General features: G+C 46.4%; 28 protein-coding genes. 23 read left to right on the top strand and 5 right to left on the bottom strand.

The window, feature by feature from the left end; genetic code table 11:
• The first annotated feature begins 41 nt into the window (after positions 1–41).
• The 5 genes from DIJ65_RS02115 (at position 42) to DIJ65_RS02095 (ending at position 3,011) form a co-directional block, all read left to right on the top strand.
• A complete protein-coding gene (locus DIJ65_RS02115; RefSeq protein ID WP_117299657.1) occupies positions 42–1,145 on the top strand; it encodes a nitric oxide synthase oxygenase in 1,104 nt (367 codons plus the stop codon).
• Positions 1,146–1,158: 13 nt separating this feature from the next.
• A complete protein-coding gene (locus DIJ65_RS02110) occupies positions 1,159–1,380 on the top strand; it encodes a hypothetical protein (protein WP_117299536.1) in 222 nt (73 codons plus the stop codon).
• 139 nt (positions 1,381–1,519) lie between these two features.
• Complete coding sequence (locus DIJ65_RS02105; protein ID WP_117299537.1) at positions 1,520–2,242, top strand: YebC/PmpR family DNA-binding transcriptional regulator; 723 nt, start codon at positions 1,520–1,522, stop codon at positions 2,240–2,242.
• A gap of 197 nt (positions 2,243–2,439) precedes the next feature.
• Positions 2,440–2,709, top strand: coding sequence for a hypothetical protein (locus tag DIJ65_RS02100; protein ID WP_117299539.1), 270 nt, complete (start codon positions 2,440–2,442; stop codon positions 2,707–2,709).
• Positions 2,710–2,726: 17 nt separating this feature from the next.
• Positions 2,727–3,011 (top strand): hypothetical protein, encoded by a 285-nt coding sequence (locus DIJ65_RS02095; protein WP_071152244.1) that lies wholly within the window; start codon positions 2,727–2,729, stop codon positions 3,009–3,011.
• Positions 3,012–3,037: 26 nt separating this feature from the next.
• Here the strand turns inward: DIJ65_RS02095 and DIJ65_RS02090 are convergent, their stop codons facing one another.
• The 3 genes from DIJ65_RS02090 to DIJ65_RS02080 form a co-directional block, all read right to left on the bottom strand.
• Complete coding sequence (locus tag DIJ65_RS02090) at positions 3,038–3,880, bottom strand: YihY/virulence factor BrkB family protein (protein ID WP_071152243.1); 843 nt, start codon at positions 3,878–3,880, stop codon at positions 3,038–3,040.
• Positions 3,881–4,098: 218 nt separating this feature from the next.
• Complete coding sequence (locus DIJ65_RS02085; RefSeq protein ID WP_071152242.1) at positions 4,099–5,400, bottom strand: hemolysin family protein; 1,302 nt, start codon at positions 5,398–5,400, stop codon at positions 4,099–4,101.
• 68 nt (positions 5,401–5,468) lie between these two features.
• Entirely contained in the window at positions 5,469–6,119 is a 651-nt protein-coding gene (locus DIJ65_RS02080; RefSeq protein WP_071152241.1) for a YfbR-like 5'-deoxynucleotidase, read from the bottom strand.
• A gap of 88 nt (positions 6,120–6,207) precedes the next feature.
• Between DIJ65_RS02080 and DIJ65_RS02075 the strand changes: the two genes are divergently transcribed.
• A complete protein-coding gene (locus DIJ65_RS02075; protein ID WP_071152240.1) occupies positions 6,208–6,687 on the top strand; it encodes a metal-dependent hydrolase in 480 nt (159 codons plus the stop codon).
• 111 nt (positions 6,688–6,798) lie between these two features.
• Positions 6,799–6,990, top strand: coding sequence for a hypothetical protein (locus DIJ65_RS02070; RefSeq protein WP_071152239.1), 192 nt, complete (start codon positions 6,799–6,801; stop codon positions 6,988–6,990).
• 39 nt (positions 6,991–7,029) lie between these two features.
• Here the strand turns inward: DIJ65_RS02070 and DIJ65_RS02065 are convergent, their stop codons facing one another.
• Positions 7,030–7,461: a hypothetical protein gene (locus DIJ65_RS02065; RefSeq protein ID WP_071152238.1), complete on the bottom strand. Its 432-nt coding sequence runs from the start codon at positions 7,459–7,461 to the stop codon at positions 7,030–7,032.
• A 314-nt stretch (positions 7,462–7,775) separates the two neighbouring features.
• On the opposite strand from DIJ65_RS02065, the gene DIJ65_RS02060 reads away from it, so the two are divergent.
• The 15 genes from DIJ65_RS02060 (at position 7,776) to DIJ65_RS01990 (ending at position 22,777) form a co-directional block, all read left to right on the top strand.
• Positions 7,776–8,453: an SOS response-associated peptidase gene (locus DIJ65_RS02060; protein ID WP_071152237.1), complete on the top strand. Its 678-nt coding sequence runs from the start codon at positions 7,776–7,778 to the stop codon at positions 8,451–8,453.
• 99 nt (positions 8,454–8,552) lie between these two features.
• A complete protein-coding gene (locus tag DIJ65_RS02055) occupies positions 8,553–9,008 on the top strand; it encodes a GNAT family N-acetyltransferase (protein WP_071152236.1) in 456 nt (151 codons plus the stop codon).
• 389 nt (positions 9,009–9,397) lie between these two features.
• A complete protein-coding gene (locus DIJ65_RS02050; protein WP_071152235.1) occupies positions 9,398–9,946 on the top strand; it encodes a chromate transporter in 549 nt (182 codons plus the stop codon).
• A complete protein-coding gene (locus tag DIJ65_RS02045) occupies positions 9,946–10,479 on the top strand; it encodes a chromate transporter (RefSeq protein WP_071152234.1) in 534 nt (177 codons plus the stop codon). The genes DIJ65_RS02050 and DIJ65_RS02045 overlap by 1 nt, the downstream gene beginning before the upstream one ends.
• A 199-nt stretch (positions 10,480–10,678) precedes the next feature.
• Positions 10,679–11,557 (top strand): Hsp33 family molecular chaperone HslO, encoded by an 879-nt coding sequence (gene hslO, locus DIJ65_RS02040; protein WP_117299541.1) that lies wholly within the window; start codon positions 10,679–10,681, stop codon positions 11,555–11,557.
• A 134-nt stretch (positions 11,558–11,691) separates the two neighbouring features.
• Positions 11,692–12,294: an alpha/beta hydrolase gene (locus DIJ65_RS02035; protein WP_117299542.1), complete on the top strand. Its 603-nt coding sequence runs from the start codon at positions 11,692–11,694 to the stop codon at positions 12,292–12,294.
• Between the two features lie 101 nt (positions 12,295–12,395).
• Positions 12,396–13,361, top strand: a complete 966-nt coding sequence (gene glsA, locus DIJ65_RS02030) for a glutaminase A (protein ID WP_117299544.1) — start codon at positions 12,396–12,398, stop codon at positions 13,359–13,361.
• A gap of 364 nt (positions 13,362–13,725) precedes the next feature.
• On the top strand, positions 13,726–15,774 hold the full coding sequence (locus DIJ65_RS02025; protein ID WP_117299546.1) for a catalase: 2,049 nt from the start codon (positions 13,726–13,728) through the stop codon (positions 15,772–15,774).
• A gap of 121 nt (positions 15,775–15,895) precedes the next feature.
• Positions 15,896–17,008 carry a YsnF/AvaK domain-containing protein gene (locus DIJ65_RS02020; RefSeq protein ID WP_071152430.1) on the top strand — a complete coding sequence of 371 codons (1,113 nt, stop codon included), beginning with the start codon at positions 15,896–15,898 and terminating at the stop codon, positions 17,006–17,008.
• Between the two features lie 110 nt (positions 17,009–17,118).
• Complete coding sequence (locus DIJ65_RS02015; protein WP_071152431.1) at positions 17,119–17,712, top strand: hypothetical protein; 594 nt, start codon at positions 17,119–17,121, stop codon at positions 17,710–17,712.
• A gap of 83 nt (positions 17,713–17,795) precedes the next feature.
• Positions 17,796–17,996: a YwbE family protein gene (locus tag DIJ65_RS02010; protein ID WP_071152432.1), complete on the top strand. Its 201-nt coding sequence runs from the start codon at positions 17,796–17,798 to the stop codon at positions 17,994–17,996.
• A 66-nt stretch (positions 17,997–18,062) separates the two neighbouring features.
• Positions 18,063–18,608 (top strand): general stress protein, encoded by a 546-nt coding sequence (locus DIJ65_RS02005; RefSeq protein WP_071152433.1) that lies wholly within the window; start codon positions 18,063–18,065, stop codon positions 18,606–18,608.
• Positions 18,609–18,704: 96 nt separating this feature from the next.
• The gene (locus DIJ65_RS02000; RefSeq protein ID WP_071152434.1) at positions 18,705–19,238 is read left to right on the top strand and encodes a YflT domain-containing protein; all 534 of its coding nucleotides are present in this window, start codon (positions 18,705–18,707) and stop codon (positions 19,236–19,238) included.
• A 93-nt stretch (positions 19,239–19,331) separates the two neighbouring features.
• On the top strand, positions 19,332–21,461 hold the full coding sequence (locus tag DIJ65_RS01995) for an ATP-dependent helicase (RefSeq protein WP_071152435.1): 2,130 nt from the start codon (positions 19,332–19,334) through the stop codon (positions 21,459–21,461).
• Between the two features lie 47 nt (positions 21,462–21,508).
• A complete protein-coding gene (locus tag DIJ65_RS01990; RefSeq protein ID WP_117299547.1) occupies positions 21,509–22,777 on the top strand; it encodes an MDR family MFS transporter in 1,269 nt (422 codons plus the stop codon).
• A gap of 98 nt (positions 22,778–22,875) precedes the next feature.
• On the opposite strand, the gene DIJ65_RS01985 is transcribed toward DIJ65_RS01990, so the two are convergent.
• On the bottom strand, positions 22,876–23,187 hold the full coding sequence (locus DIJ65_RS01985; protein ID WP_071152436.1) for a DUF3243 domain-containing protein: 312 nt from the start codon (positions 23,185–23,187) through the stop codon (positions 22,876–22,878).
• A gap of 162 nt (positions 23,188–23,349) precedes the next feature.
• Here DIJ65_RS01985 and DIJ65_RS01980 point away from each other — a divergent pair, with 162 nt between their 5' ends.
• Positions 23,350–24,222 (top strand): VLRF1 family aeRF1-type release factor, encoded by an 873-nt coding sequence (locus DIJ65_RS01980; RefSeq protein WP_117299549.1) that lies wholly within the window; start codon positions 23,350–23,352, stop codon positions 24,220–24,222.
• Positions 24,223–24,262: the final 40 nt, after the last annotated feature.

Raw genomic sequence — 24,262 nt, 5'->3', positions numbered from 1 at the left:
ATTTTGGAAATGCTATCATGTGGGGAGAAGGAGTGAAGTTCATGAAAATTGCCATGTCCCATCGACCTTTAATCGAAGAAGCGGGTTATTTTATTCAAAACTGCTACGCTGAACTTGGGAAATCCGCAAAAGAAATACAAGATAGAATCAATGGCATCATCGAAGAAATAGAAGACACCGGTACGTATGCACATACCCTGGAAGAACTCGAGCACGGCGCACGAATGGCCTGGCGCAACAACAATCGTTGCATCGGCCGGCTGTTCTGGAATACCTTGACCGTCTTTGACGCAAGACAGGAACAAACAGCGGAAGGTGCATTTGAAGCATTGCTCAACCACATTGATTATGCCACGAACGACGGCAAAATCCGTCCTGCCCTGACCGTTTTTCCGGCTGAAGAAGAAGGCGGAGCCAAGCTGCGTATCTGGAACCACCAGCTTTTGCGTTATGCCGGCTATGAAACCGATGGCGTTATTACAGGTGATTCCTCTTCTGTCGAGTTTACGAAGCACTGCATGGAGCTTGGCTGGCGGGGAAAAGGAACGGCCTTCGATATTCTTCCGATTGTTATTGAAGAGTCCGGTAAAGGCCCGCGCTATTTCGAATTGCCGGAGCAGGCGGTGATGGAGGTGAGACTGAGGCATTCGGACATCGAAGGATTTAAGGCACTGGATGTTAGCTGGTACGCAGTGCCGATCATTGCAGACATGAGGATGGAAATTGGCGGCATCCATTACACGATGGCCCCTTTTAACGGCTGGTATATGGGAACCGAAATCGGTGCGCGCAACCTGGCGGATGAAGACAGATACGATTTGTTGCCGGCTGTGGCAGCGTTGATGGGACTCGATACAACCTCCAATCGTTCCCTGTGGAAGGATAAAGCACTGGTCGAATTGAATATAGCTGTACTGGAGTCTTTCGCAGAAGCCGGTGTCACCATCGTCGACCACCATACGGCAGCGAAGCAATTCAAAAGCTTTGAGAAAAAAGAAGAGGCGGCCGGACGTTCGGTCACCGGCAATTGGGCCTGGCTCATTCCCCCGATGGCCCCGGCAACGACGCATATCTTCCATAAGCCTTATAAAAATGACGTCGTCAAACCAAACTTTTTTTATCAAAAGCAGCCTTATCAATCCTGAGAGGGGTGTTTGCATGAAAGAATTCAAAGTCACCTATTTTTTTGATGAAGAACATTATATCCGAAGATTCATTTTTGAGGAATCTCAGGAAAAAGCAGAAGATCTGGTTCGGAGGGAGCGGGATCAATATATCTCTTTCACCGACAGCAGGGGAATTTATCATGAGCTGCACACGGGAAAAGTGAGAGTCACGCAAATATCCGAATATCACCGGGTGGACAAAACGAAATCTTGAACGGCTCTGCTTGTATCCAGCGGAGCTTTTCTTTTCGCGCTTTTTCTCCGGTATAATTCGAACAAATACGGAGATTTATTATATAATAGAGGGAGTGAACGTTCTTCACATTCAAAGCTGAAAGAAAGTGGGAAACCCTATGGGACGCAAGTGGAACAATATTAAAGAAAAAAAAGCTTCAAAAGATGCCAACACAAGCCGCATCTATGCAAAATTCGGGCGTGAGATTTACGTGGCCGCCAAACAGGGTGAGCCGGATCCTGATTCGAACCAGGCATTGAAAGTGGTGTTGGAACGGGCGAAAACATACAATGTGCCAAAAGCAATCATTGACCGGGCAATCGAAAAGGCCAAGGGCGGCTCCGAAGAAAGCTATGATGAACTGCGTTATGAAGGATTCGGCCCGAACGGCTCGATGGTCATTGTTGATACATTGACGAATAACGTAAACCGGACTGCGTCTGATGTGCGAGCGGCGTTCGGCAAAAACGGCGGCAATATGGGCGTCAGCGGATCTGTTGCCTATATGTTCGATCACATTGCAGTCATCGGAATCGAGGGACAGAAGTCTGCCGATGAAGTGCTTGAAATGATGATGGAAGCGGATATCGATGTCCGCGATGTCGAAGAAGAGGAAGGGGCGGTCATCGTTTATGCCGAACCGGACCAATTCCATCTGGTGCAGGAAGCCTTCAAAGAGGCCGGTATCACCGATTTCACGGTCGCTGAATTCACGATGATGGCGCAGAATGACATCGAACTGCCGGAAGATGCACAGGCGCAATTTGAAAAAATGATTGATGCCCTCGAAGACCTCGAAGACGTCCAGCAGGTTTACCACAATGTCGATTTGGACGAATGAGGACAGGAGTAACAACAACCAACTCTGGTGGTCATAGACCTATGCTTCAAAATCGTTTGCCGCGAAATAAATAAAAAATAACCATGTACTTAAGCTGACAGCCGGCCCGCCACAATGACGGGCCGGCTGTTTTGATGAAGAGGAATTTCAGAATATTTGCTATACTGTCCATAACAAGATGAAATGGAGGAGTTACGATGAAAGATATATGGATAATAGAGCATTCTTCACATCGTATTCGGGTTGAAAGCAAGTGGGATCAAAAAAAACTATGGGTGGACGGTGTTCTTCAGGATGACCAGCCAGGCTTTGCACTCAGCTCCAGATTGTTCGGGAAACTCAGAGGGGAAGAAGGGGAGTATAAGGACATCAAGGTTTCATTGGGACTGGGCTGCCGCCATACCAAATGCAGGATTTTTGTCGACGACAGCCTGATTTATTCCACCGAAATCTCCTGGGGAGGCTGATGGAAGGAGGGGGACAATTGAAAATCATCGATACGCATTGCGATGCCTTATTCAAAATGCAGGTGGCGAAAAGAGATGCACTTTACCACGCGCCACTGTTGGATTTCCGGAATAGTGAAAAGTTGGATGCGAATTTTGAGCGGCTGCAGGAGGGAGACATCGAATTGATGAATTGCAAAAGCATTTTACTGAACCCCAAGTGGAAGGATTTGGGCGCTGGAATTTTTTGGCACACTTGCCGATTTGATACCGGTTTATGCAAAGCAAACACCCCGCTTTTCATGAGCAGCGCATGCTCGTGAAAAGCGGGGTGTTTTACTTTGCGTTATCAATAAACTTTGGCGGGTTCATTTTTTGTGTTTTTTCTTTTGTGAATGATGGCATTGACTTCAGCACCGATCACCAGGATAAGCCCAGTCAGGAAGAACCATAGGATCAGAATGATCAAACCACCCAGACTGCCATAGGTTGCATTAAAGCTGCCGAAATTTGATACGTAGAATGAGAAGGCTAGAGATACCAGCTGCCATAATACTGTAGCAATTACGGCACCAACAATTACTTCTTTGAACGGGAAGTGTTTATTTGGTGCAATTTTGTACATGAATGCCAGAACGATACTCATTACTGCAATGGAGATGACCCAACGAAGCACCTGGAACAGGATTTCCGTCTGTGACGGCAAGTTCATGAACGAACTGATCATATCAATGATGGCTCCACCGAAAATCGGCAGTACAAGAGCGATAATAACTGCAACCAGCATGAACAATGTCAACAGGATGGCCACGCCTTTCTGTTTGATGAACGATCTTGTTTCTTCCACATCGTAAGCCTCATTTGTTGCTTTGATAAATGCGCTGACTGCATTTGAAGCGGACCATAATGTACCCAGAATACCAAAAGTCAGCAGACCACCGGATGGTGTTGTGACAACACTGACGATTTGTTCTTCGAATGTCGATGCGACTTCACCGGGAAGGATTGTGCCCATAAATTCCATGACACGCTGCGGGTCGATTTGCAGATAAGGCAGGATGGCCAGCAGCAGGATCAATAATGGCACAATGGCAAGCAGATAATAGTAAGCCTGTGCTGCTGCAAGTATGGTTGCATTATCTTCTTTAAACTTTTCTCCGAATTCTTTCCCATAGGATTTTACTTTCCCCATATTTTCAACCTCCAATATTAAAATTCCTTATACCCTATATGCCCGCTCGTTGCAGAGGTTAACCCTAAAGAATGGGAATTTGCCTTAAAAAGTTGATGGAATTGGTTGCTCACCTCTCCATTCGGAATTTCAACGGCATCTATTTTTTAATGAAGAGAAAAAACAGGGCAGAAAGAAGCGCTGCTTCTTTCTGCCCTGTTTAATGGATTGGGTATTGCTTAATCGATGAGCATATCAAGAGAAATTTTCAGGATATGGTGATTGTCCATCGCCAGGATGGACCAGCGGGAACCATTCTTTTCAAATGTTTTTCCCGTCTCAGCTTCGATCAGCTGATGCTGGATCCAGCCGGCAATCGTATCGATATCCTCGCTGTCCTCGAACTCAAGCCCGAAACGTTCCTCGAGATCTTTTAAAAGTACCCTGCCATTCAGTAAATAGCGATGTTCATTTTCTTTAATAATATCCGCTTCTTCGTCTTCATCAAATTCATCCCTTATTTCCCCAACGATTTCCTCGAGAATATCTTCCATAGTTATCAAGCCGGAAGTGCCTCCATATTCATCAATCACCAACGCGATATGGGTGCGGTCTTTCTGCATTTTCACCAAAGCCGTCTGCAGCGGGGTGGTCTCATGGAAATACGGCAGGCTGTGGATGAGCTCCGTCATTTCGACCGAACCATTGACCGCGTAATGCGTAAGGATCTCTTTGGCGTTGATGAAGCCGATCAGGTCGTCCTTGTCGCCATCCCTTGCGATCGGGTAACGTGTAAAACGGTGTTCACGTATTTCCTCCAACAACTCTCGGGAATTCAGGGTATCGGAAAAAGCGACCATTTGCGTGCGTGGCACCATGACATCTTTTGCGCTGCGTTCATCAAAGGCGAAGATGTTTTGCATATAAGACAATTCCGCTTGGTTGATTTCACCGCTTTGAAAGCTTTGTGCCATGATGATTTTCAATTCCTCTTCCGAATGCCCCTGTTCGGCCAGGGCCGGCTGTATGCCAAATATGCGCAACAGCACTCGCGAGGCACCGGTCATTATATAGATGAACGGTGCCATGGTTTTTCCGAATACATACAACACCGGAGCAAGAGCCAGCGTCATGCGCTCAGCCGAGTGCAGTGCGAGGGACTTTGGCGTCATTTCACCGATGACCACATGCAGGAACGTCACCAGGGAGAAAGCCAGGACGAAAGAAATCAGGAGCGCTGAAGATGGAGGCAAACCGAAATCCACGAAAAAAGGAAGGATGACCTGTTCGACAGCCGGTTTGCCCAACCAACCCAGGCCGAGAGCAGTCACCGTGATGCCGAGTTGGCAGACGGACAGATAATAATCCAGGTCATCCAGAATTTTTTTGGCGAGGCCGGCTCGCTTGTTTCCCTCTTCGATCAGCTGATCGATGCGGGACATGCGGACTTTGACTACTGCGAACTCCGCTCCGACAAAAATTGCTGTAAATAAAATTAATAAAACGAATAACGCTGAATTCACTAAAAGTATGGGGTCCAATAAATTCCCTTGACTAAGGGATTCACCTCCGGGTTATTTTATGCTCTTATTAATTTACCACAAGGCGATTATGAAATATATGGTGAATGCTTATGGCGTTCGAGCACCTGCAGCGTAATCCCTTTGACATCAATGACACTGTCTTCGTTGATAACATCTTCTAGAAGGATGTTCTTAAAGTAGCCGACACTTGCTTCAAGCGGGATGTTGAGCAATTTAGTCAGCGCGATGCGGTACATCTTGCCGAATTCCGGGTCCGCGTTTCCGCGTTTCATTTCGTTGAAGGACTCATAAAATTGATCGAGCTTATCAGCCAGTTCGAGCAGGCGGCCTTCAATCGTTTCGTCCTTTCCTTCTTTCATGCGATCAAAAAATACCTGTTGGAATTCCTCGGGGATTTCACGGATGATGAATTTTTCCATCATCCCTTCTTCGACCTTGGAAATCATTTCTTTCAATTCAGGAGAAGAATGTTTGACCGGTGTTTTGATGTCGCCGATGAACACCTCTGCGAAATCGTGATTGATGGTTTTTTCATAAAGCGATTTCCAATCGATCTCGCGTCCGGCGCGTTCTTCAATTGTAGCGAAGAACATGGCATATTGGCTGACCTTCCAGGAATGTGCTGCCACATTATGTTCTTCGAATTTAAATCTCCCCGGAGCCCGAATAATGCGCTCCAAATCGTTCAGTGAGTTGAAAAATGTATGAATTCCCATAACGAAAACTCCTTTATTGATATTCTTATACTCCACCATACCCTATTTTCCGTATAATAAAAGAGAGGAGAACAGAAGGAGCATCAGCATGACGGGAAAAACACACATCATTGGCGGTATTGCAGCAGGACTTGCATTTGCACAAATAACGAATTACGATCCGGTTATACTTCTCGGAGCGGGAGCGGTTGGTGCAGTAATACCGGATATCTGCCATGGCGGCAGTAAAATCGGCAGGGCATTTCCGCTCGTTTCGAAAATCATCAATGGCCTATTCGGCCATCGGACATTCACCCACAGCCTGGTCTTTTTGCTGATGGCGGCTTACCTGTTCCATACATTCCTGCCGAACGCAGCGCTTGCAGCCGGTTTGCTGGTGGGGATAGGCAGTCATCTTCTGCTCGATATGGCCACTAAAAACGGCATTAAGTTATTCTTTCCTTTTAAATTCACTGTCCGTTTCCCGGTCACCACCAAAACCGGTGGCTCGGCAGAACACGTGATTTTTGCGCTGTTGTCGTTTCTTGCCGTCTATTTCGGTTTTTCAGCTTTTGATTTCGTTTATTGATCTGAAAAAAGGCAGTGGCAGGCAGAATTACTGGATTCAGCTACTATCGGTGTTTTCTTTGGAGGAATTGGGGAAAAGAACAAGTATGACAATCATCCAGGAGGGATCTCCATGAGTAAAGAGGAATTTTCCGACCGTGAGCAGGAAACCAAGAATACCAGGCGAAAAGGACAGAATCACGGCACTTTCGGGGGGAAGGATTCCGCAAAGCGTGATGGCGAACAGCTCCGGAAAGAAGGGGCCCATGACAATACCGGCGTAGGCGATGAAAAGAATCCTATTCGTAAAAAAGAAGAGGAATGACAAAAAAGCTCCCGGATGGATCCATCCGGGAGCTTTCTTTTACATTTTATTGAAGTACGATAGGATTTGCTTTTTGGATGGTTCCTGTAAACGATAGCGCAATTCTTTGTTCTGGGTGTTGACGATATGATAAGCCGGATTTTCGGCTACAGTAAATTTCCAATGCGGTTTTGTGTTTTTCTTCGTGATTTTCAGCTCAGGAGGCATCATCTTATCAATGAAGCTTTCAAGCTTGGCCATGAGGAAGGTGTCCATATAGCGGACAATCAGGAATCCCTGTTGTTTTTCCGGATCGTATTTCGCCAAAGTAAAATCACTGACGTCAAATCCCTTTTCGTATCGCTGAACAGACGGAGACAATACAAATGTATCCTCATTTGTAAAAACAGCCGAATTGCCCTGTTGCTTCAGCCCGAGTTCTTCTACCAGGAAATCTTTATTGACCAAACTCATTTCTCGTGCAGTAGCCATGTTATTCCTCCTTACGGAAATCATTGTATGTCTATTATAACACTCTTTCCTTAGGAAAGGGTTTAGAACCCTTCGTATTAAAAGGATTCAAGAAATTTTTAATAGGACATTAACAGTTTATGTAAAAAAATCGGATTTTTCATAATGGATTTGTGATTTTATGATAATAATATACTGTAAATTGTAAATCCGGGAATAATATAAAAAGCAATTCCACGTTAAGTTATCCCGTAAAAATGAAGCATTAATTATAAATTATGGTTCTGTTCATATTACAGGGAAAAAGTTACAATTATTGCGAAAGGGTGGTAGGTATGTGCGGCAGATTTGCGTTATATGCAGATTACAACGTTATACTGGAACGCTTTGACATCGAGCAGGCTTCGTTTGACGAAGAAGAGTTTGAACAAAGCTATAATGTGGCACCTTCCCAGCAAGTGGCAGCCGTCATCAGCGATGGCAGTAAAAACCGTCTCGGGAAATTGCGTTGGGGGCTTATTCCACCATGGGCAAAAGAAGCGAAAATAGGCTACAAAATGATCAATGCCCGAGCGGAAACAGCAGCAGAAAAGCCGAGTTACCGCAATGCCTTTAAAAAGAAACGATGCCTTGTGGTGGCGGATGCGTTCTATGAATGGAAAAAAGAAGAAAACGGCAAAACACCGATGCTGATCAAGATGAAATCGGGTGAGCCATTTGCTTTTGCAGCCCTGTGGGAATCCTGGGAATCGCCGGAAGGGGAAACCGTCCACAGTTGCTCCATTCTGACGACCGGACCCAATAAAATAATGGAATCCATCCATGACCGCATGCCGGTCATCTTATCCAAGGAAGCGGAAAAAATCTGGCTGGATCCGAATGTGCAGGATGTCGAATTGTTGAAAAGCTTATTGAAGCCGTTTGAGGAAGGCGAAATGGAAGCATATGAAGTTTCTGATGCAGTCAATTCACCAAAAAACAACAATCCGGACCTGATCCGGAAAACAAGTTAGCTTCGTCGGGAGCATAAGTGGGAGGGAGTGAAGAGGGTGAAAAGTTCCGCGCTCTTCATTCTGTTGGATGAGCTGCTATCTGAAAAGAGGTGAGTGCAGTTGATACAAGAACTTGATCATCGGAGTGAATCTACAGCCAAAGCGATACAAAAGATTCAGCATCCGGCCTACCTGGTGGAAGCGGAAATGATGGGATTTCAGGGCATCCCGCAATTGAAGGAATCCATTCTTGAGCTCCGGAACAGCGATGAAGTATTTCTGGGATACATGGAGAAAGACCGCCTGCTGGGCTTTCTCTCGTATAAAAAAGAAAGCGAGACGATAGATATCCACCGACTTGTGGTTGATCCCGGGCATTTCAGGGAAGGAATCGGCAGCAGGCTTCTGGTTTTTTTATTAACAAAATATCAAGGATTGAATTTTACCGTCAGCACCGGAAAGGCGAATGTACCTGCGAAAAAGCTTTATGAAAGCCATGGTTTTATTGAGATGGAAGATTTTGAAGTGGCGCCGGGCATTTTTTGTACGGCACTTAAAAAAAAGACTCACCATTAGAATCGTATAATAAATTGGAAAGTTGATTTTAGTGAACCATATTGTCAAGGAGCTGTTTGAAGAGGACACGCTATTTTGCACAATGAATAAATAGCCGGATGCAGGGAACTTCTTGCATTCGGCTATTATAATGAAAGCGAAATTGAGGCCGGAAGTCGGATTTCAGCGCATTTACTGTCGGTAGAATATACTGAAAAAGAGTCAAAAGCCACCGGAGACCAGGTTGCTGAAACTGCTACATATGACGGTTGCCGGCAGAAGATGCGGTCGGGGCCGGATCATTTGGTGCACTCACAAAAGCAGTGTATTATCAGATGGAATCGGAACGAAAGCTATGGGGCCAATGGCGGCCTGGTTATAGAAGTTAAAGAAAGGAATGAACTTCCCGCATGAACTTGAATATTGATATTTTCATGGCATTTCTTCGTGTGGGAATGCTCGGGTTCGGAGGCGGCCCATCCGCAATTCCGTTGTTTCAGCAAGAAGTGGTAAAAAATTACAAATGGATGGACGAAGACGAGTTTGGCGATACGCTCGCTTTATCGAATACGATGCCCGGACCGGTCGCGACGAAGATGGCCGGCTATATCGGATACCGTGTCAACGGATGGACAGGCTGTCTGGTCGCTTTGGTGGCAAGTGTCGTGCCGACAGTCATTTTAATGATTGTCGGGTTGGGCGTGATGCAGCAGTATAAAGAGATTGCCTGGGTGGAAGGGATGTCTGAAGCTGTCGTGCCGGTTGTCGGCGTGATGCTCGCCATCCTGACGCTCGACTTTCTGAAAAAATCCCGGGATTCCCTTGGCTGGGGCCGGGCGATTGCCTACACAGTGATTTCAGGGATATTAATGGAATACTTTGGCATACATCCCGCAATCCTGATTTTGGTGATCCTGATCCTTGTATTCCTGCCATTGAAAAGAAGGGGGGAGGCTTAATGATCTACTGGTCTATTTTCCTTGCCTTCTTCATTCCGGGAATACTTGGCTATGGGGGCGGGCCCGCGTCTATCCCGCTTGTCGAAAAAGAAGTGGTCGACCGTTATGGCTGGATGACCACTGAAGAGTTCGGCGAAGTGCTGGCGCTCGGCAATGCCCTGCCAGGTCCGGTAGCGACCAAAATGGCGGGCTATATCGGCTATGTGGAAGGAGGCATACTGGGATCTGTGATTGCCCTGTTTGCATCCGTCGCTCCGTCGCTCGTCCTGATGATCGGATTGATGGTGACCCTGATGAAATACAAGGATTCCCCGAAAGTCAAAAATATCACTAGGCTGGTGCGGCCGGTGATTGCCATCCTTCTCGGTGCAATGGCAGTGCAATTCTTTGTGACTTCCTATGAAGCCTCCGGAACCATCCAGACAATCTTCCTGATTGCGGCCAGTTATTGGCTGCTCGAGGTCCGGAAAATGCATCCGGCGCTTGTCATCCTGCTGGCACTTGTTTATGGAGCGGTCAGCAGCCTGTTTTAAGAAAATGCGGCAGGCCATCCGGAAGGACGGATGGCTTTTTCGTTGTGCCAAAGACCAGGTATCAGGCAAATTTATTTACTTTTACAGGAAGAGGTTTTACTCTTAATAAAGTTAAACTTTGATGTTGGAAATCTGAATGGAGCAAAAGCAAAACCACTGGAATTATCCGGCGGTATGCTTTAGATGAGAGGGAGAAACAATGGGAGATTATTTGATAAAAGCCCTGGCTTTTGATGGCCAGGTTCGCGCATATGCAGCAAAAACTACAGACACAGTCAGTGAAGCGCAGCGGCGCCATTATACATGGCCGACCGCGTCAGCAGCGCTTGGCCGCTCTATGACGGCAAGTGTCATGATGGGTGCCATGATGAAAGGTGAAGAAAAACTGACCATCCGTATCAACGGAGGCGGGCCGATCGGCAATATCCTTGTGGATGCCAATGCCAAAGGCGAAGTAAGGGGCTATGTCTCGAAGCCTCAGACCCATTTCGACTTGAATGAATTTGGAAAACTCGATGTGCGGAGAGCGGTCGGAACGGAAGGCACTTTATCCGTCTCGAAAGATATTGGCCTGCTTCAGCCGTTCAATGGCCAGGTGCCGATCGTATCCGGAGAAATCGGTGAGGATTTTACGCATTACATCGTTACTTCCGAGCAGATCCCTTCTTCGGTTGGAGTTGGGGTAATCGTCAATCCGGATAATACAATTCTGGCTTCCGGCGGCTTTATCATCCAGTTGATGCCGGGCACTCCGGAAGAAATTATTGTGGGGATCGAAGAACGTCTGTCGGCGATTCCGACCATTTCGAAAATGATCAGCGGGGGCATGACCCCGGAAGATATTCTGCACGAAGTTCTGGGCAAAGAGAATGTGAAAATACTGGATGAGATGCCCGTAATGTTCAATTGCCACTGTTCACGGGAACGCATTACCAATGCTATTACCAGCCTCGGCACAGAAGAAATTACGGATATGATCGAAACGGATGGCCAGGCGGAAGCGGAATGCCATTTCTGCAATGAAAAATACCACTTTTCCAAAGAAAATCTCGAAAATTTACTGGAACAGGCTAAATAATTTACGAGGCCACCCGTGTTTAAAAAATGCGGGTGGTTGTTTCTTGCAAACAAATATCTTGAATTCGAGATATGTTTGATTTACGCTTAAGAAAGGAATTGAGTAGAAAGTTAAAAAGCACAGGAGGTTATTGCATGAAACACATTTTCAAAGCTGGAAAGAATCCTGAAAGACCGGTTTTGCTGCTGCTGCATGGTACGGGTGGAACTGAAAATGATCTGTTGACGCTGGCGGCCCATATCGATGCGGAAGCTTCCGTATTGAGCGTCCGCGGAAACGTATCCGAAAACGGCATGCCGAGATTTTTTAAACGTTTGTCCGAAGGTGTATTCGACATGGAAGATCTGAAACTCCGGACGGAAGAATTGCATCAATTTATCGCTGATTCAGCGGAGCAATATGGCTTTGACCGTTCAAACGTTGTCGCGGTCGGCTATTCAAATGGAGCGAACATCGCAGCCAATCTGCTGTTCACATACGGAGGTGCGTTGAAAGCGGCAATTCTCCATCATCCGATGGTGCCTGATCGCGATGCGGCTATACCGGCATTGAACGGCACACCCGTTTTCATTGCGGCTGGGTCAAATGATCCTATCTGCCCTGCCCAGGAATCGGAAGATCTCAAAAAGATGCTGGCGGCTGCAGGAGGCGAAGTGGAACTTCACTGGGAGGCGCAGGGCCATCAGTTGACGATGCCTGAGGTCGAAGCGGCCAAGGTTTGGTACAGTAAAATTTAAAGGCAACTATCCTCCTGCAGCTTGTTGCGGGAGGGTTTTTTGGCATTTCACCGCGATTTGAGGCACAATGGAACCACAACCGAAACTTAAGGAGGGATCGTGTGTTAACGAATCCAAGAATTCAACAGCAGCTCGAGAAATGGATTGAAGAAAACAGGGGGCACGTAATCCTGGGCACAACCGCGCAGTACATACCTGAACTCGGCAAAGCGGATCCGAGCAAATTGGGCATTTGCATGCTTGATGAAGAAGGGAATTATTATTGCGCAGGAGATACGGATATCGAGTTTACTCTCCAGAGTATTTCAAAAGCCTTGACGTTTATCGCCTTGAGTACCCATTACGGTCTGGAATTTGTATTGGAAAGAGTCGATGTAGAACCGACAGGAGAAGCATTCAATTCAATCATCCCCTTTGAAATCCACAGACCAAACAAACCGTTCAATCCGTTCATCAATGCGGGCGCCATAACTATATCCGCATTGCTCCCGGGTCAGAACAGCCAGAAAAAATACGAATTCCTGCTGCATTTCCTCGAAGAACTGGTCGGCCATCCGCTTGAAATGAACCGGGAAGTTTATGATTCGGAATGGAAAGCATCACACCGGAACCGTGCGCTGGCCTATTACTTGAAAGAAGCTAAATTCCTCGAAATCGAAGTTGAAGAAGCATTGGATATTTACATCCGCCAATGCTCGATCAAAGTGTCGACAAAGGATCTGGCATTGATCGGGCTGATCATCGCTTATGATGGTTATAATCCGATCACCAAAGTGAAGCATTTCTCCGATGAAATTGCCCAGGTGGCTAAAGTACTCATGGTTACCTGCGGTATGTACAATTCATCCGGAAACTTCGCAGCCCATGTCGGCATTCCCGCGAAAAGTGGTGTGTCGGGCGGAATTATGGCTGCCGTTCCGCCAAAACTGCATTCGCAGACCTATGAATTCCGTGCAGGCGCAGGAATTGGCGTCTATGGCCCAGCCATTGATGTGCAGGGTAACAGCGCAGCAGGCACTATGATGCTCCGCCAAATATCCAAAGAATGGGATTTAAGCATTTTTTAAGGAAAAGCGGAAACGGCCGTTAAGCTCCGACAGGCTTAAGATGAACTTCCGAAGCGGCGCTCTCTGCCGCACAGGAAGGACAGCTTAAGTCCGAGGAGTTGGCCGTTAGAGTCTGGACAGCAGGAAAAGCGACGGCACCCGCTTAGCTCTGAAAGGCATAAAACAGCTCATAAAAGTGGCGTGTCGTGCCATGCAGCCGAAATGACTTTTAAACTAATCTAATATCGGCAAGAAATACATAGGTTCAAATTGGACCCGTGTATTTTTTTGTATAAAAATACTGATAATTCATACTTCTCTGTTTTCTTGTGCAAAATGAGGGGTAATTTAAGAGTGTTGACAAAACGAAAAAAGGAGAGAAAAAATGAAGAAAAATCCAAAAGTTGATGGAAACTCCAAAAACAGGCAATTGGACGGGTTCAGAACAGAGGATTCTGGTGAGGATTTAACGACTAACCAGGGACTGAAAGTTGCGGATGATGAACACTCATTAAAAGCGGGAGATAGAGGACCGACCTTAATGGAGGATTTTCACTTCCGGGAAAAGATGACTCATTTTGACCATGAGCGAATTCCGGAACGCGTCGTGCATGCGCGTGGATTTGCTGCTCATGGGGAGTTTGAAGCCTATGAATCGCTGGCGCATTTGACCAAGGCCGGTTTCCTGTCAGAAAAAGGGAAAAAGACGCCGGTTTTTGTACGCTTTTCCACAGTCGTCGGGTCCCGGGGATCGGGTGAAACAGTCAGGGATGCAAGAGGCTTTGCGACAAAGTTTTATACGGAAGAAGGAAATTATGATCTGGTCGGAAATAATATGCCGGTCTTCTTCATACAGGATGCCATCAAATTTCCGGATCTTGTGCATGCGCTTAAACCCGAGCCACATAATGAAATGCCGCAGGCTGCGGGAGCGCATGATACATTTTGGGATTTTGTAGCCAATAACCAGGAATCGGCCAATATGGTGATGTGGCTTATGTCAGACCGCGCAATTCCAAGGAGTTTCCGGATGATGGATGGCTTCGGGGTCCATGCCTTCCGCTTCATCAATGAAGCGGGACAAGCCCATTTTGTGAAATTCAATTGGAAATCGACGCTTGGCGTCCATTCCCTGGTTTGGGATGAGGCACAGAAAATTGCGGGCAAAGATCCGGATTTCAACCGCAAAGATTTATATGAAGCGATTGAAAAAGGAGATTTCCCCGAATATGAACTTGGCGTACAAATAATTGCTGAAGAGGATGAGCATAAATTCGATTTTGATATCCTGGATGCGACAAAAATCTGGCCGCAGGAAGAAGTGCCGATTCAGATAGTCGGCAAAATGACGCTTAACCGCAACGTCGATAATTACTTTGCTGAAACGGAACAGGTTGCATTCCATCCGGGGCACGTGGTGCCGGGAATCGACTTTTCAAACGATCCCTTATTGCAGGGACGGTTGTTTTCCTATACGGATACCCAGTTAATCCGATTGGGCGGACCGAACTTCCATGAATTGCCGATCAATCGGCCGGTTTGTCCTTTCCATAACAATCAGCGTGACGGCTCTAACCGGATGACGATCAACAAAGGGCAAGTGGCATATCATAATAATTCTTTGGCGAATAACACACCGGCCCCTGTCAGTGAAGCGGACGGGGGATACAGCCCTTACCAGGAGAAAGTGGAAGGCAGAAAAGTCCGGGCGCGAAGTAAAAGTTTCGACGATCATTTCTCGCAGGCGGCGATGTTCTGGAACAGTATGTCAGATCCGGAACAAAAACACATCGTGAAAGCTTTCAGTTTTGAACTTGGAAAATGCAAAGAAATATCCATCAGGAAACAAGTCGTTGATATGTTCGCTAATGTGGATTTGAAAATGAGCCAGGAAGTCGCAAAAAATATCGGAGTGGAAGCACCGATGAGCGGAGCATCTTTGCCGGAAAAAACTTCGCCGGCTTTGAGCCAGACAAACACAATTACAACACCGATGACTCGCAAAGTGGGGATATTGCTTGCTCCAAATTTCAATGACAAGGATTTGAAGCAGGTGCTGGAAGCATTTAAGGAAAAAGGAGTTCATTATGAAATCATCAGTGAGACGCAAGGGATATTGAAAGGATCGACTGGAACCGAAATGAAAGTGGATGAAACTTTCTCGACGACCGATCCCGTATTGTATGATGCAATTTATGCAGTTGGAGGACCCGTTATCAACAGGAAGTTTGCAAAAGAAGGAGCCCGGTATATCGCCGAGGCATTCGATCATTACAAACCGATAGGTGCCACTCATGAAGGGATGAAATGGCTGCATAATTCGGAAATGAGAAATCAGCCAGGTGTAGTGACAGCAGAAGATATGGAAAATTTTACTGATGCATTCTTAGAAGCGATCAGAGAACACAGGCACTGGAATCGGAAAGTTGATTGATTTTTTAAAATAGGCCAAAAGAATTATTGAAGTCTGGGGAGGTTTCAGGATGAGTGGTGCGGGTAATTCAAACAGTAGACACATCTTAACAGCAGAATCATAAAAATTGGAGGAATATAAAATGGCCAACAATAAATTTATGGGAACATTCAACTCGGAATCCGAGGTTCTGGAAAAGATTGAAGAACTGAAAGCAACAGGTTCGAGAGAAGAAGACATGTATGTAATGGCACGTGATAAAGACCAGATCTCGATGGTGCGGGGACGGACGGATGTCGATTACAAATCGTCGGAAGGCAACTGGATGGATAAATTCATGGGCTTCCTGTCCGGAGACGACTCCACCCGTGAAGCGTTTTCAGGAATGGGCCTTGATAAAGATGAAGCGGACCGTTACTATAACGAAGTCCAAAACGGCAAAATCCTTTTGTTCGTGGACCGTGAATTTGGCGCCAGTTACGAAGGGAAAGCCCCATATGACAATCAGACCTATGGCAGAACAGATACGGCCTCACAGTCAGACGTTACAGATCCTAAATCTCCGGGGTATGTCGAATCAGGCACTGTGGCCCGCGATGGATTGACTGTAGATACGAATGATGAAAATGATGTTGCTTATAATAAAAGAGAGGGAGCACTCGGCGAAGGCGAATCGATGGATCAAAAAATACGAGATGACGAAACTGCCGGCGTGGGCAATGACAGTGGTACAGGGTTCGGCCTTGGATCCCCGACAACAGGAACAAATTATTCAGATACGGATCGGGACTATGACCGTGACCGCACAGACAAGGACACTACTTTAGGCAGAGATCATACTGACGAAGAAAAACTTCGTTTGCATGAAGAGCGTCTGCATGTTGATAAAGAGCAGGTGAAAACCGGCGAAGTGAACGTAGGCAAGCATGTTGTCGAAGAAGAACGTTCAGTGGATGTTCCAGTGGAACGAGAAGAAGTCTATGTGGAACGCCGCGCAGTTGATGAAAACTCAACGGATGGACGTGACAAAGGCTTCAACGAAAACGACAATATCAATATTCCCGTATCAGAGGAACGCGTCAATGTCTCCAAAAATGACGTAGTCAGTGAAGAGGTCGTTGTCGGCAAACGCAAAATCGAAGACACTGAAACAGTCCGCGATACGGTTCGCCGCGAGGAAGCTGATATTGATGAAGATGTTGATATAACGGATGAAGAAAGAGGACGTGACCGTGACAAAGGTGACCGATTCTAATAACTTACAGAAAAAGACGGAGATTCTCCGTCTTTTTCTTGCAGTTTTTAGTTAGTTCCTGCAGTTTCAACAAACTTTACATTATTTCACAAAGTTTGGAGGAATAAAAGATGGCGCATAAAAAGAACCATAATAACGACGCAGAGGAAAAAGGGTTTAATTCGCGCGCTGCTTACGGCGACCCGGCAGACAATATCCAGGAGAAGCAGGAAAAACCAGCTGAAAGAAACAAAAAGGAAAGTCCATTCAGCATGGATTCTGATGGAAACCTGAGCACAGGAGATGGAGATATTGGAAGCGGAATTTATACCGGTCAACAAGCAGATGATTTGGCCGCTCCCAATGATAATCTAACGGATCAGGCAAAAACCGGGCGCAACCGGGGAGACGTCCCGATGATGGACCGGCAAATCGGTGATGTTCCTGCCAACGATCCGAATGCCGCAGATGCAGGACCGGTAAAAACAAATGAGGAAACAGGGGATGTTCGTACAACAGATTCTGTTGTGGACGACCTTTCAAGCATTGATGTTTCTGATAAAGGTCTTCCGGCAAACAACCAGGCGGAATCGGATGTTCCACCAGCAGACCCGGCAATCAATGATGTGCCGGACGCTGACCGGAGTATGTCTGATTCGACAGAACATCTGGCCCAAAACGCTGCAGACCGGACGCGCCGGAAAGATGGCAATAAACAGAAATGAGAAATCAGGAGGCGGGAAATTCCCGCCTTTTTTCATTTGCCCGATTAAGGAGTATGATAGAGAAAAGAAAGGCGTGATTTTTTATGGATGGAAAGAAAAGAAGTGATATTAAGCCGGGTATGGCGGTAAATGTGATATTAAAACAGGACCAGCGAAACGGCAAAAAAACTGCAGGAATCGTTAAAGATCTTTTAACCAACTCTGCGACACATCCACACGGCATAAAAGTCCGGCTGCAAGATGGCCAAGTCGGCCGCGTCTGTGAAATTCTGGATAAGAAATAGCAGCGAGTTTGCAGTGTGCCGGCCATGGGTAAAAAAAGAGTAGCCCGATAGAGTGGAGTGGAAAAGATGAATCGTCATTTCATCGAGAGCTACGAAGACGAGCGGGAGATACTCCGCAAAATCGAAGAGCTGAAGATACTGGGATATGCCCAAACCGATATGTACGTAGTAGCGCGGTCGAGTGAGCAGCTGACGAGGATCCGCACCAGCACCGATGTTGAGTACCATGCAGCGGAAGGTAAAGGCATGGGCCGTTTCGGCATGTTCATCAGAAGCAGACATGTCTTTCCTTATATATTGGAAGCGGAAGAAAACGCGCAGGGAATTACTGAGCTTTACCGGCATCTTTCAGAAGGGGAGCTGTTATTTTTTTATAATGAAACCAATAGAGTTTCCCCGCAAGAACCCTGTCGGATGGAATTCAGGGAAACGCAACAGCCTGCGGATACACTGATAGCAGACAGGCATCCCCTGTTTCCCCGGCATTATATTGACCAAAATGAAATAGAGAAAATAAGCATCGACCGCAAGCATTATGAAACGTTTAAACCGTGGGATGCCCAGCCGCTTAAGGAACAAGCACCCTCGAAAAGAAAACAGAAGAAACATTAGCGGGAATGCGGAACAACCCGATTGGGGGATTCACATTAAACGCTGGATGAATTTTCCTGAAGGCAGATTGAAATCCAGCTTCAAGGAGTGGTGGATTTGGATAAGCACTTTATAGAAACTTATGAAACTGAAGATCAGGCTTTGCAACAGATTAAAAAGTTGAAGCAAGAGGGCTATTCTGAAAGCGATATGTATATAATGGCCAAAAAAGACGGACAGTTATCAATGGTTAAAGGGAAGACGAATATTGACCATTACGCGGAACAAGGTAATTGGATGGACAGCTTCACTTCTTTTCTGACGGATAACAACCAAATGGAATTGGCTTTTGAAAGTATGCACCTCTCTGAACATGAAGCAGAGAAACATCAGAAAGAGTTGGAAGATGGCAAATTGCTGTTGTATGTAAATAAAGACTATGAAAGCCGTTTCAAGGAAGTTGGCGGGGATTCGTTCAAACTGGGTGAAAAAGAAAAAACAGAACTTCAGAACAGACAGAAGCAATCGAAGAATGCAACTCCAGCTGCTACCGAACGGGAAGAAAAGGTGGAGTTGGACAGCCGCCATTATGCAGATGAAAAAGAAGGACACGTGCACCGGAAAAGGGAATCCGATGATAATGGCAGGTGAAATGTTGTTTGAGATACAAAAGAGGATCCGAGATAAGCGGGGTCCTTTTTTTGTGGTAGAATAGCAGTATTGAAAAATTTCGGAGGACACAAAATGACTGATTTTTTTGAACGGAAAAAGCAGCAGCTGGGTGTGGAATTGAATAAGGTGCAGAGAAAAGCAGTGGAGCGAACGGAAGGTCCCTTGCTTCTTCTTGCATGTCCGGGTTCGGGAAAGACCACTACAATGATCATGCGCTCGGGCTACTTGATCGAAGAGAAGGGTGTGGCTCCTCACCGGATCAAGGCAATCACTTTCAGCAAGGCTTCGGCCAATGATATGCGGGAGCGCTTCCGAAGGTTTTTTCCGGCGCTTCCCGAGGTGGATTTCTCAACGATCCACAGTCTGGCTTTTCGGATAACAAGAGAGTATCTGGCAAACTCCAAATACATGATGATTGAAGGAAGCGAAACAAACGGCCTGCATAAGAAGCGATTGCTGAAGGAAATGTACCATACAGAAAATGACGAACCGGCAACCGAAGACCAGCTGGAAGAGCTGATGTCCTTCATCAGCTTTGTCAAAAACAAGATGCTGCCAAGAGAACGCTGGTCCGGGTTGAAAGAACCGTTTACCGGAGCGGCAGAAATTTTGAAGACGTATGAGGCATTCAAGGAAAACCACGATATCCGCCTGGTGGATTTCGATGACATGCTGACACTGGCGAACGAAGCTTTGGAAAAAGACACGGCATTGCTGGCGAAGTATCAGGATAAATGGGATTATGTCATGACCGATGAAAGCCAGGATACCTCACTGGTCCAGCATTCGATTGTGGAAAAGCTGGTGCAGCGCCATCAGAACCTTTGCGTGGTGGCGGACGATGATCAATCGATTTACACCTGGCGAGCGGCTGAACCGACATATTTACTGAAATTCAAAGACGTTTACCCGAACGCCTATATTATGAAAATGGAGCGGAATTACCGTTCGTCCGGAACGATTGTTCATACTGCCAATCGGTTTATCAAAACGAATAAAAAACGGCATGACAAAAACATGTTCACGAAACTGGGCGAGGGACCGCCGATCGTTTTGAAACGCCTGGCATCAGATGATGCGCAATTGAAATACCTGATGAAAGAGCTTGGGCAATTGGATGATTTCGGGGATGTGGCGATTCTGTACCGCAACAATTCGTCTTCGACCCTGCTGATGAGTGAGCTCGACCGTCTTGGCATTCCTTTCTATATGAAAGATGCCGACAACCGCTTTTTTTCCCATTGGATTGTGGAAGACATGTTGAATTTCATGCGATTCAGCCTGAAGCCGGAACGGGTGGATATTTACTCGAAAATCGCCTCCAAGACGAATGCCTATTGGTCGGGAAGCCAGTTGCGCTTCCTGAGCCGCATGAAACCAGGCGGCACAAACGCTTTGGACGAAATTCCCCGCAGCGTCACGATGAAGGACTACCAATTGAAAATCATCGCCGAGCAGAAGAAGTGGTTCGAGGCTATGCGTACGATGAAGCCCCTGAAAGTTATACGGACGATACGGGCGGACCTCGGCTATGACCAGATGCTTGCCAGCCGGGCAGAAAAATTCGGAATGCGTCTCAACTACCTTTCCCAAATCCTTGTGACACTTGAACAGATTGCTGAGCCCCTTTCTTCGATGGTGGAATTTGCAAAAAGGCTGAAGGAACTCGAGGCAGTGACGCAGCAGGCAAAAGCTGAAAAAACGGACGATATGATGACCCTGTCGACATTTCACAGTGCTAAGGGTCTCGAATATGACCGGGTTTATATGATCGATCTGGTGGAAGGCGTCATCCCGACAGAAGAAGATGCCGAAAAGCCGGATACGCTGGAAGAAGCGCGCCGACTTTTCTATGTGGGCATGACTCGTGCAAAAACCCATCTGGAGTTGATCAGCTATGGCAGCGGTTCCCGCTTTCTTGATGAAGTGAACGACATCATTCTTCCGGAAAAGGCGCGACAAACGCCAAAACGCGCAGTTGCCAGCACACCGGTGAAAGTGAAAGTGCCTGATAACCCGGATGCTGTGAACGACCAGGACGCGCTCGTCGAAGGGGCAACAGTACGCCACCGGGTTTTCGGCATCGGAGAAATAATGGAACGGGACCACGAGCGGATTTCAATCCAGTTTGCAAAAGAAAGAAAAGACCTCATGATCGATATTTGTCTCAGCTATAAATTGCTGGAGCTGGTCAACGGATAAAAAAATACATCAGGGCGTAAGAGATTAGAGAACGCGGGGAAATGACAATGAAAATCAAAGATTGGAACAGAAGTTTGAAAGTGCGCCTTGTCGGCGAGTTTTTTATGAACACAAGTTATTGGATGGTCTTTCCATTTCTAGCGATCTATTTCGCGGAGGAATTTGGAAAAGGGATGGCGGGCCTGCTGCTTGTCATCTCTCAAATCTTTTCGGTCGCGGCGAATCTGGTGGGCGGCTATTTAGCCGATCGTTATGGGAGAAGGCGCATGCTGATTATAGCGTCGATCGGACAGGGATTTGCATTCCTGCTCTTTGCTTTGGCAAACTCACCGTGGCTCCAGTCGCCGGAGATCAGTTTTGTCGCGTTTACACTTGCGGGCATGGGCGGCTCGTTATACTGGCCGGCAAGCCAAGCGATGATTGCGGACGTCATACCGGAAAAATACCGCAGCGACGTCTTTGCAATTTTTTATACAACCTTGAATATCGCTGTTGTAGTAGGTCCCTTGATCGGCGCTGTGCTGTTCTTTTCCTACCGCTTCGAGTTATTGCTGGTGGTCGCTGTCATATCACTGCTGCTCGGTTTGGTGCTCCGGTTGTTTACGGACGAAACCCTGTCGCAGAAAATGATGGACAAATGGGCCACAGAAGAAGCGACCGGCTGGGTTGGCGCTGTATCAAAGCAATTTAAGGAGTACGGCATTATTTTCAAAGACCGGGTTTTCCTGCTGTTTGTCGTTGCCGGCATTTTAGGGGCCCAAACCTTCATGCAGCTGGATCTGCTGATTCCAATCTATCTTAAGGAAACAATCGACAGCCAGACAATAGCGTCGTTTTTCGGCAATGAATGGAAAGTCACCGGCGAGACTTCATTTGGTATCCTGCTGGCTGAAAACGGCTTATTGGTTGCGCTGTTTACCGTATTTATTACACGTTGGATGACGAGATATCCTGAAAAATGGGTGTTCTTCACCTCTGCATTATTATACGGAGCTGCCATGCTGCTGTTTCCGGTCACTTCGTTCTTCTGGGTATTTGTCGTTGCAATGGGCATTTTTACGCTCGCAGAATTGATGGTGGTCGGGATTCAGCAGAGCTTTATCTCGAAACTGGCGCCGGAAGATATGCGCGGACAGTATTTTGCCGCTGCCAGCCTGCGTTATACGATCGGGCGGATGATTGCGCCAGTGGCGATACCGATGACTGCCTGGTTCGGTTTCAATTGGACCTTCACGATTCTGGGCATTGTGGCGATTTTCAGCGGCGCTGTTTATCTCCTTATGTTCAGGGCTTTTGAAAAACGCACTGTTGGGTAGCGCTTCGCGAAATAGGAGCCTTGACAGTCGTCTATAATTTTCGGCACAACAAAAGGGCATCGGTGAAAACCGATGCCCTTTTGTATGTCTGGAAATTTTTACGATTCTTTTTGGACCATGCGCAACAGCATATGAGCCAGCATGTGTCTCTCTTCTTTTTCGCCGACTTTCCACAGCTCTTGAAGAAGATGCTCTTCGCGGTTTTTAGGTTCTTCGTTTTTGGCCAGATAGTTTGCAACCTTTTCAGTGATTTGGGCAAGGCGTTCTTCACTTAACCCCATTTTCTCACCAATTTCAACTTTATCGTTTAAATATTGTTTGAAGTGGTTGAAATTCGCCAAAATGTCCTCTTTTTTCTCATCGTCAAAATTTTTCAGCTTGTCATCTACTTTTTTATTAACATTTTCCATTCTTTAACACTCTCCTTTGAATTTTGTAACTAATCTCTGTTTACCACCTGCCTCGAAAAAATAAACTTTTGGAATATTTTAAATTAAAAAAAATGCCAGTTTAAAATCGAAGTGTTGGGGTATTCAGGTAACAAGTAAGGAAATAGGGAGGATGATGAATGCATGACATTATACGATGAAATCCAGGAATTAAAAAATTTCAAGTGTGAAGACCGCTGTGTTTTAAGTGTCTACCTGAATACGAATCCTGCAGATTTAAATGCGCAAAATGGTGCTTGGAGAATTCATCTGAAGAATGGCCTTAAAAGAATGGAAGAGTACCTGGAAGCTTCCAACAACGAAGACGAAATCAAAGCTTACAGGAATTTAAAGAAAAAAGTGGAAAGAGAAATAAACGATAATCAGGACGACCTCCAAAAGGGTGTCGTTATTTTTGCATCTCCGCATAAAGATCTTTGGTCAGTCCATTATGTACAGGTTCCGGTTAAAACCAATTTCCACTGGGAAACCGAGCCGGTCCTGGATCAACTGAGGTATATGTACAAAGCGTATCCATATGCCGGTGTTATTTTACCAAGCCTTAAAGGAATCCGCATTTTGGATACCTCAATGGGAATCATCAACGAAGAAAAATTTTATGAGTTCGACTCCGGCCTCGAAGTCTGGACGGAACAAAAAGGAGTCCGCAGTTCCGGGAAAATCCAGGGACGCGCATCAGGACAAGGAGCGGGTTCAGTCGGAGGCGGCGCTGCCGGGGGCAATAGCCCGGTAATCGGCGGCAGTGGCGGTGGCAGCCCGACAGACGAGCTTGATCATCGCTTGAAAGAAAATCTCGAGCGCTTTTATAAAGACATGGGCAGTAAAATCGAGAAACTGAAAAAAGAACGAAAATGGGAACAAATTCATGTGGTCGGTGATCCTGAACACGCGAAATCTTTTGCGAAATCCCTTCCCAAAAAACCTGAAAGCTGTGTCTATAAAAATCTTATCAACAGCTCACCGGGAAACATCCTGCACGAAGTATTTGAGAAATAAAGAACAGCCCCGGCATGACGCCGGGGCTGTTTCAGGCTGT

The organism is Planococcus salinarum (assembly GCF_007004625.1).
GTDB lineage: Bacteria > Bacillota > Bacilli > Bacillales_A > Planococcaceae > Planococcus > Planococcus salinarum.
This window is presented reverse-complemented; position numbering and strand designations above follow the sequence as displayed.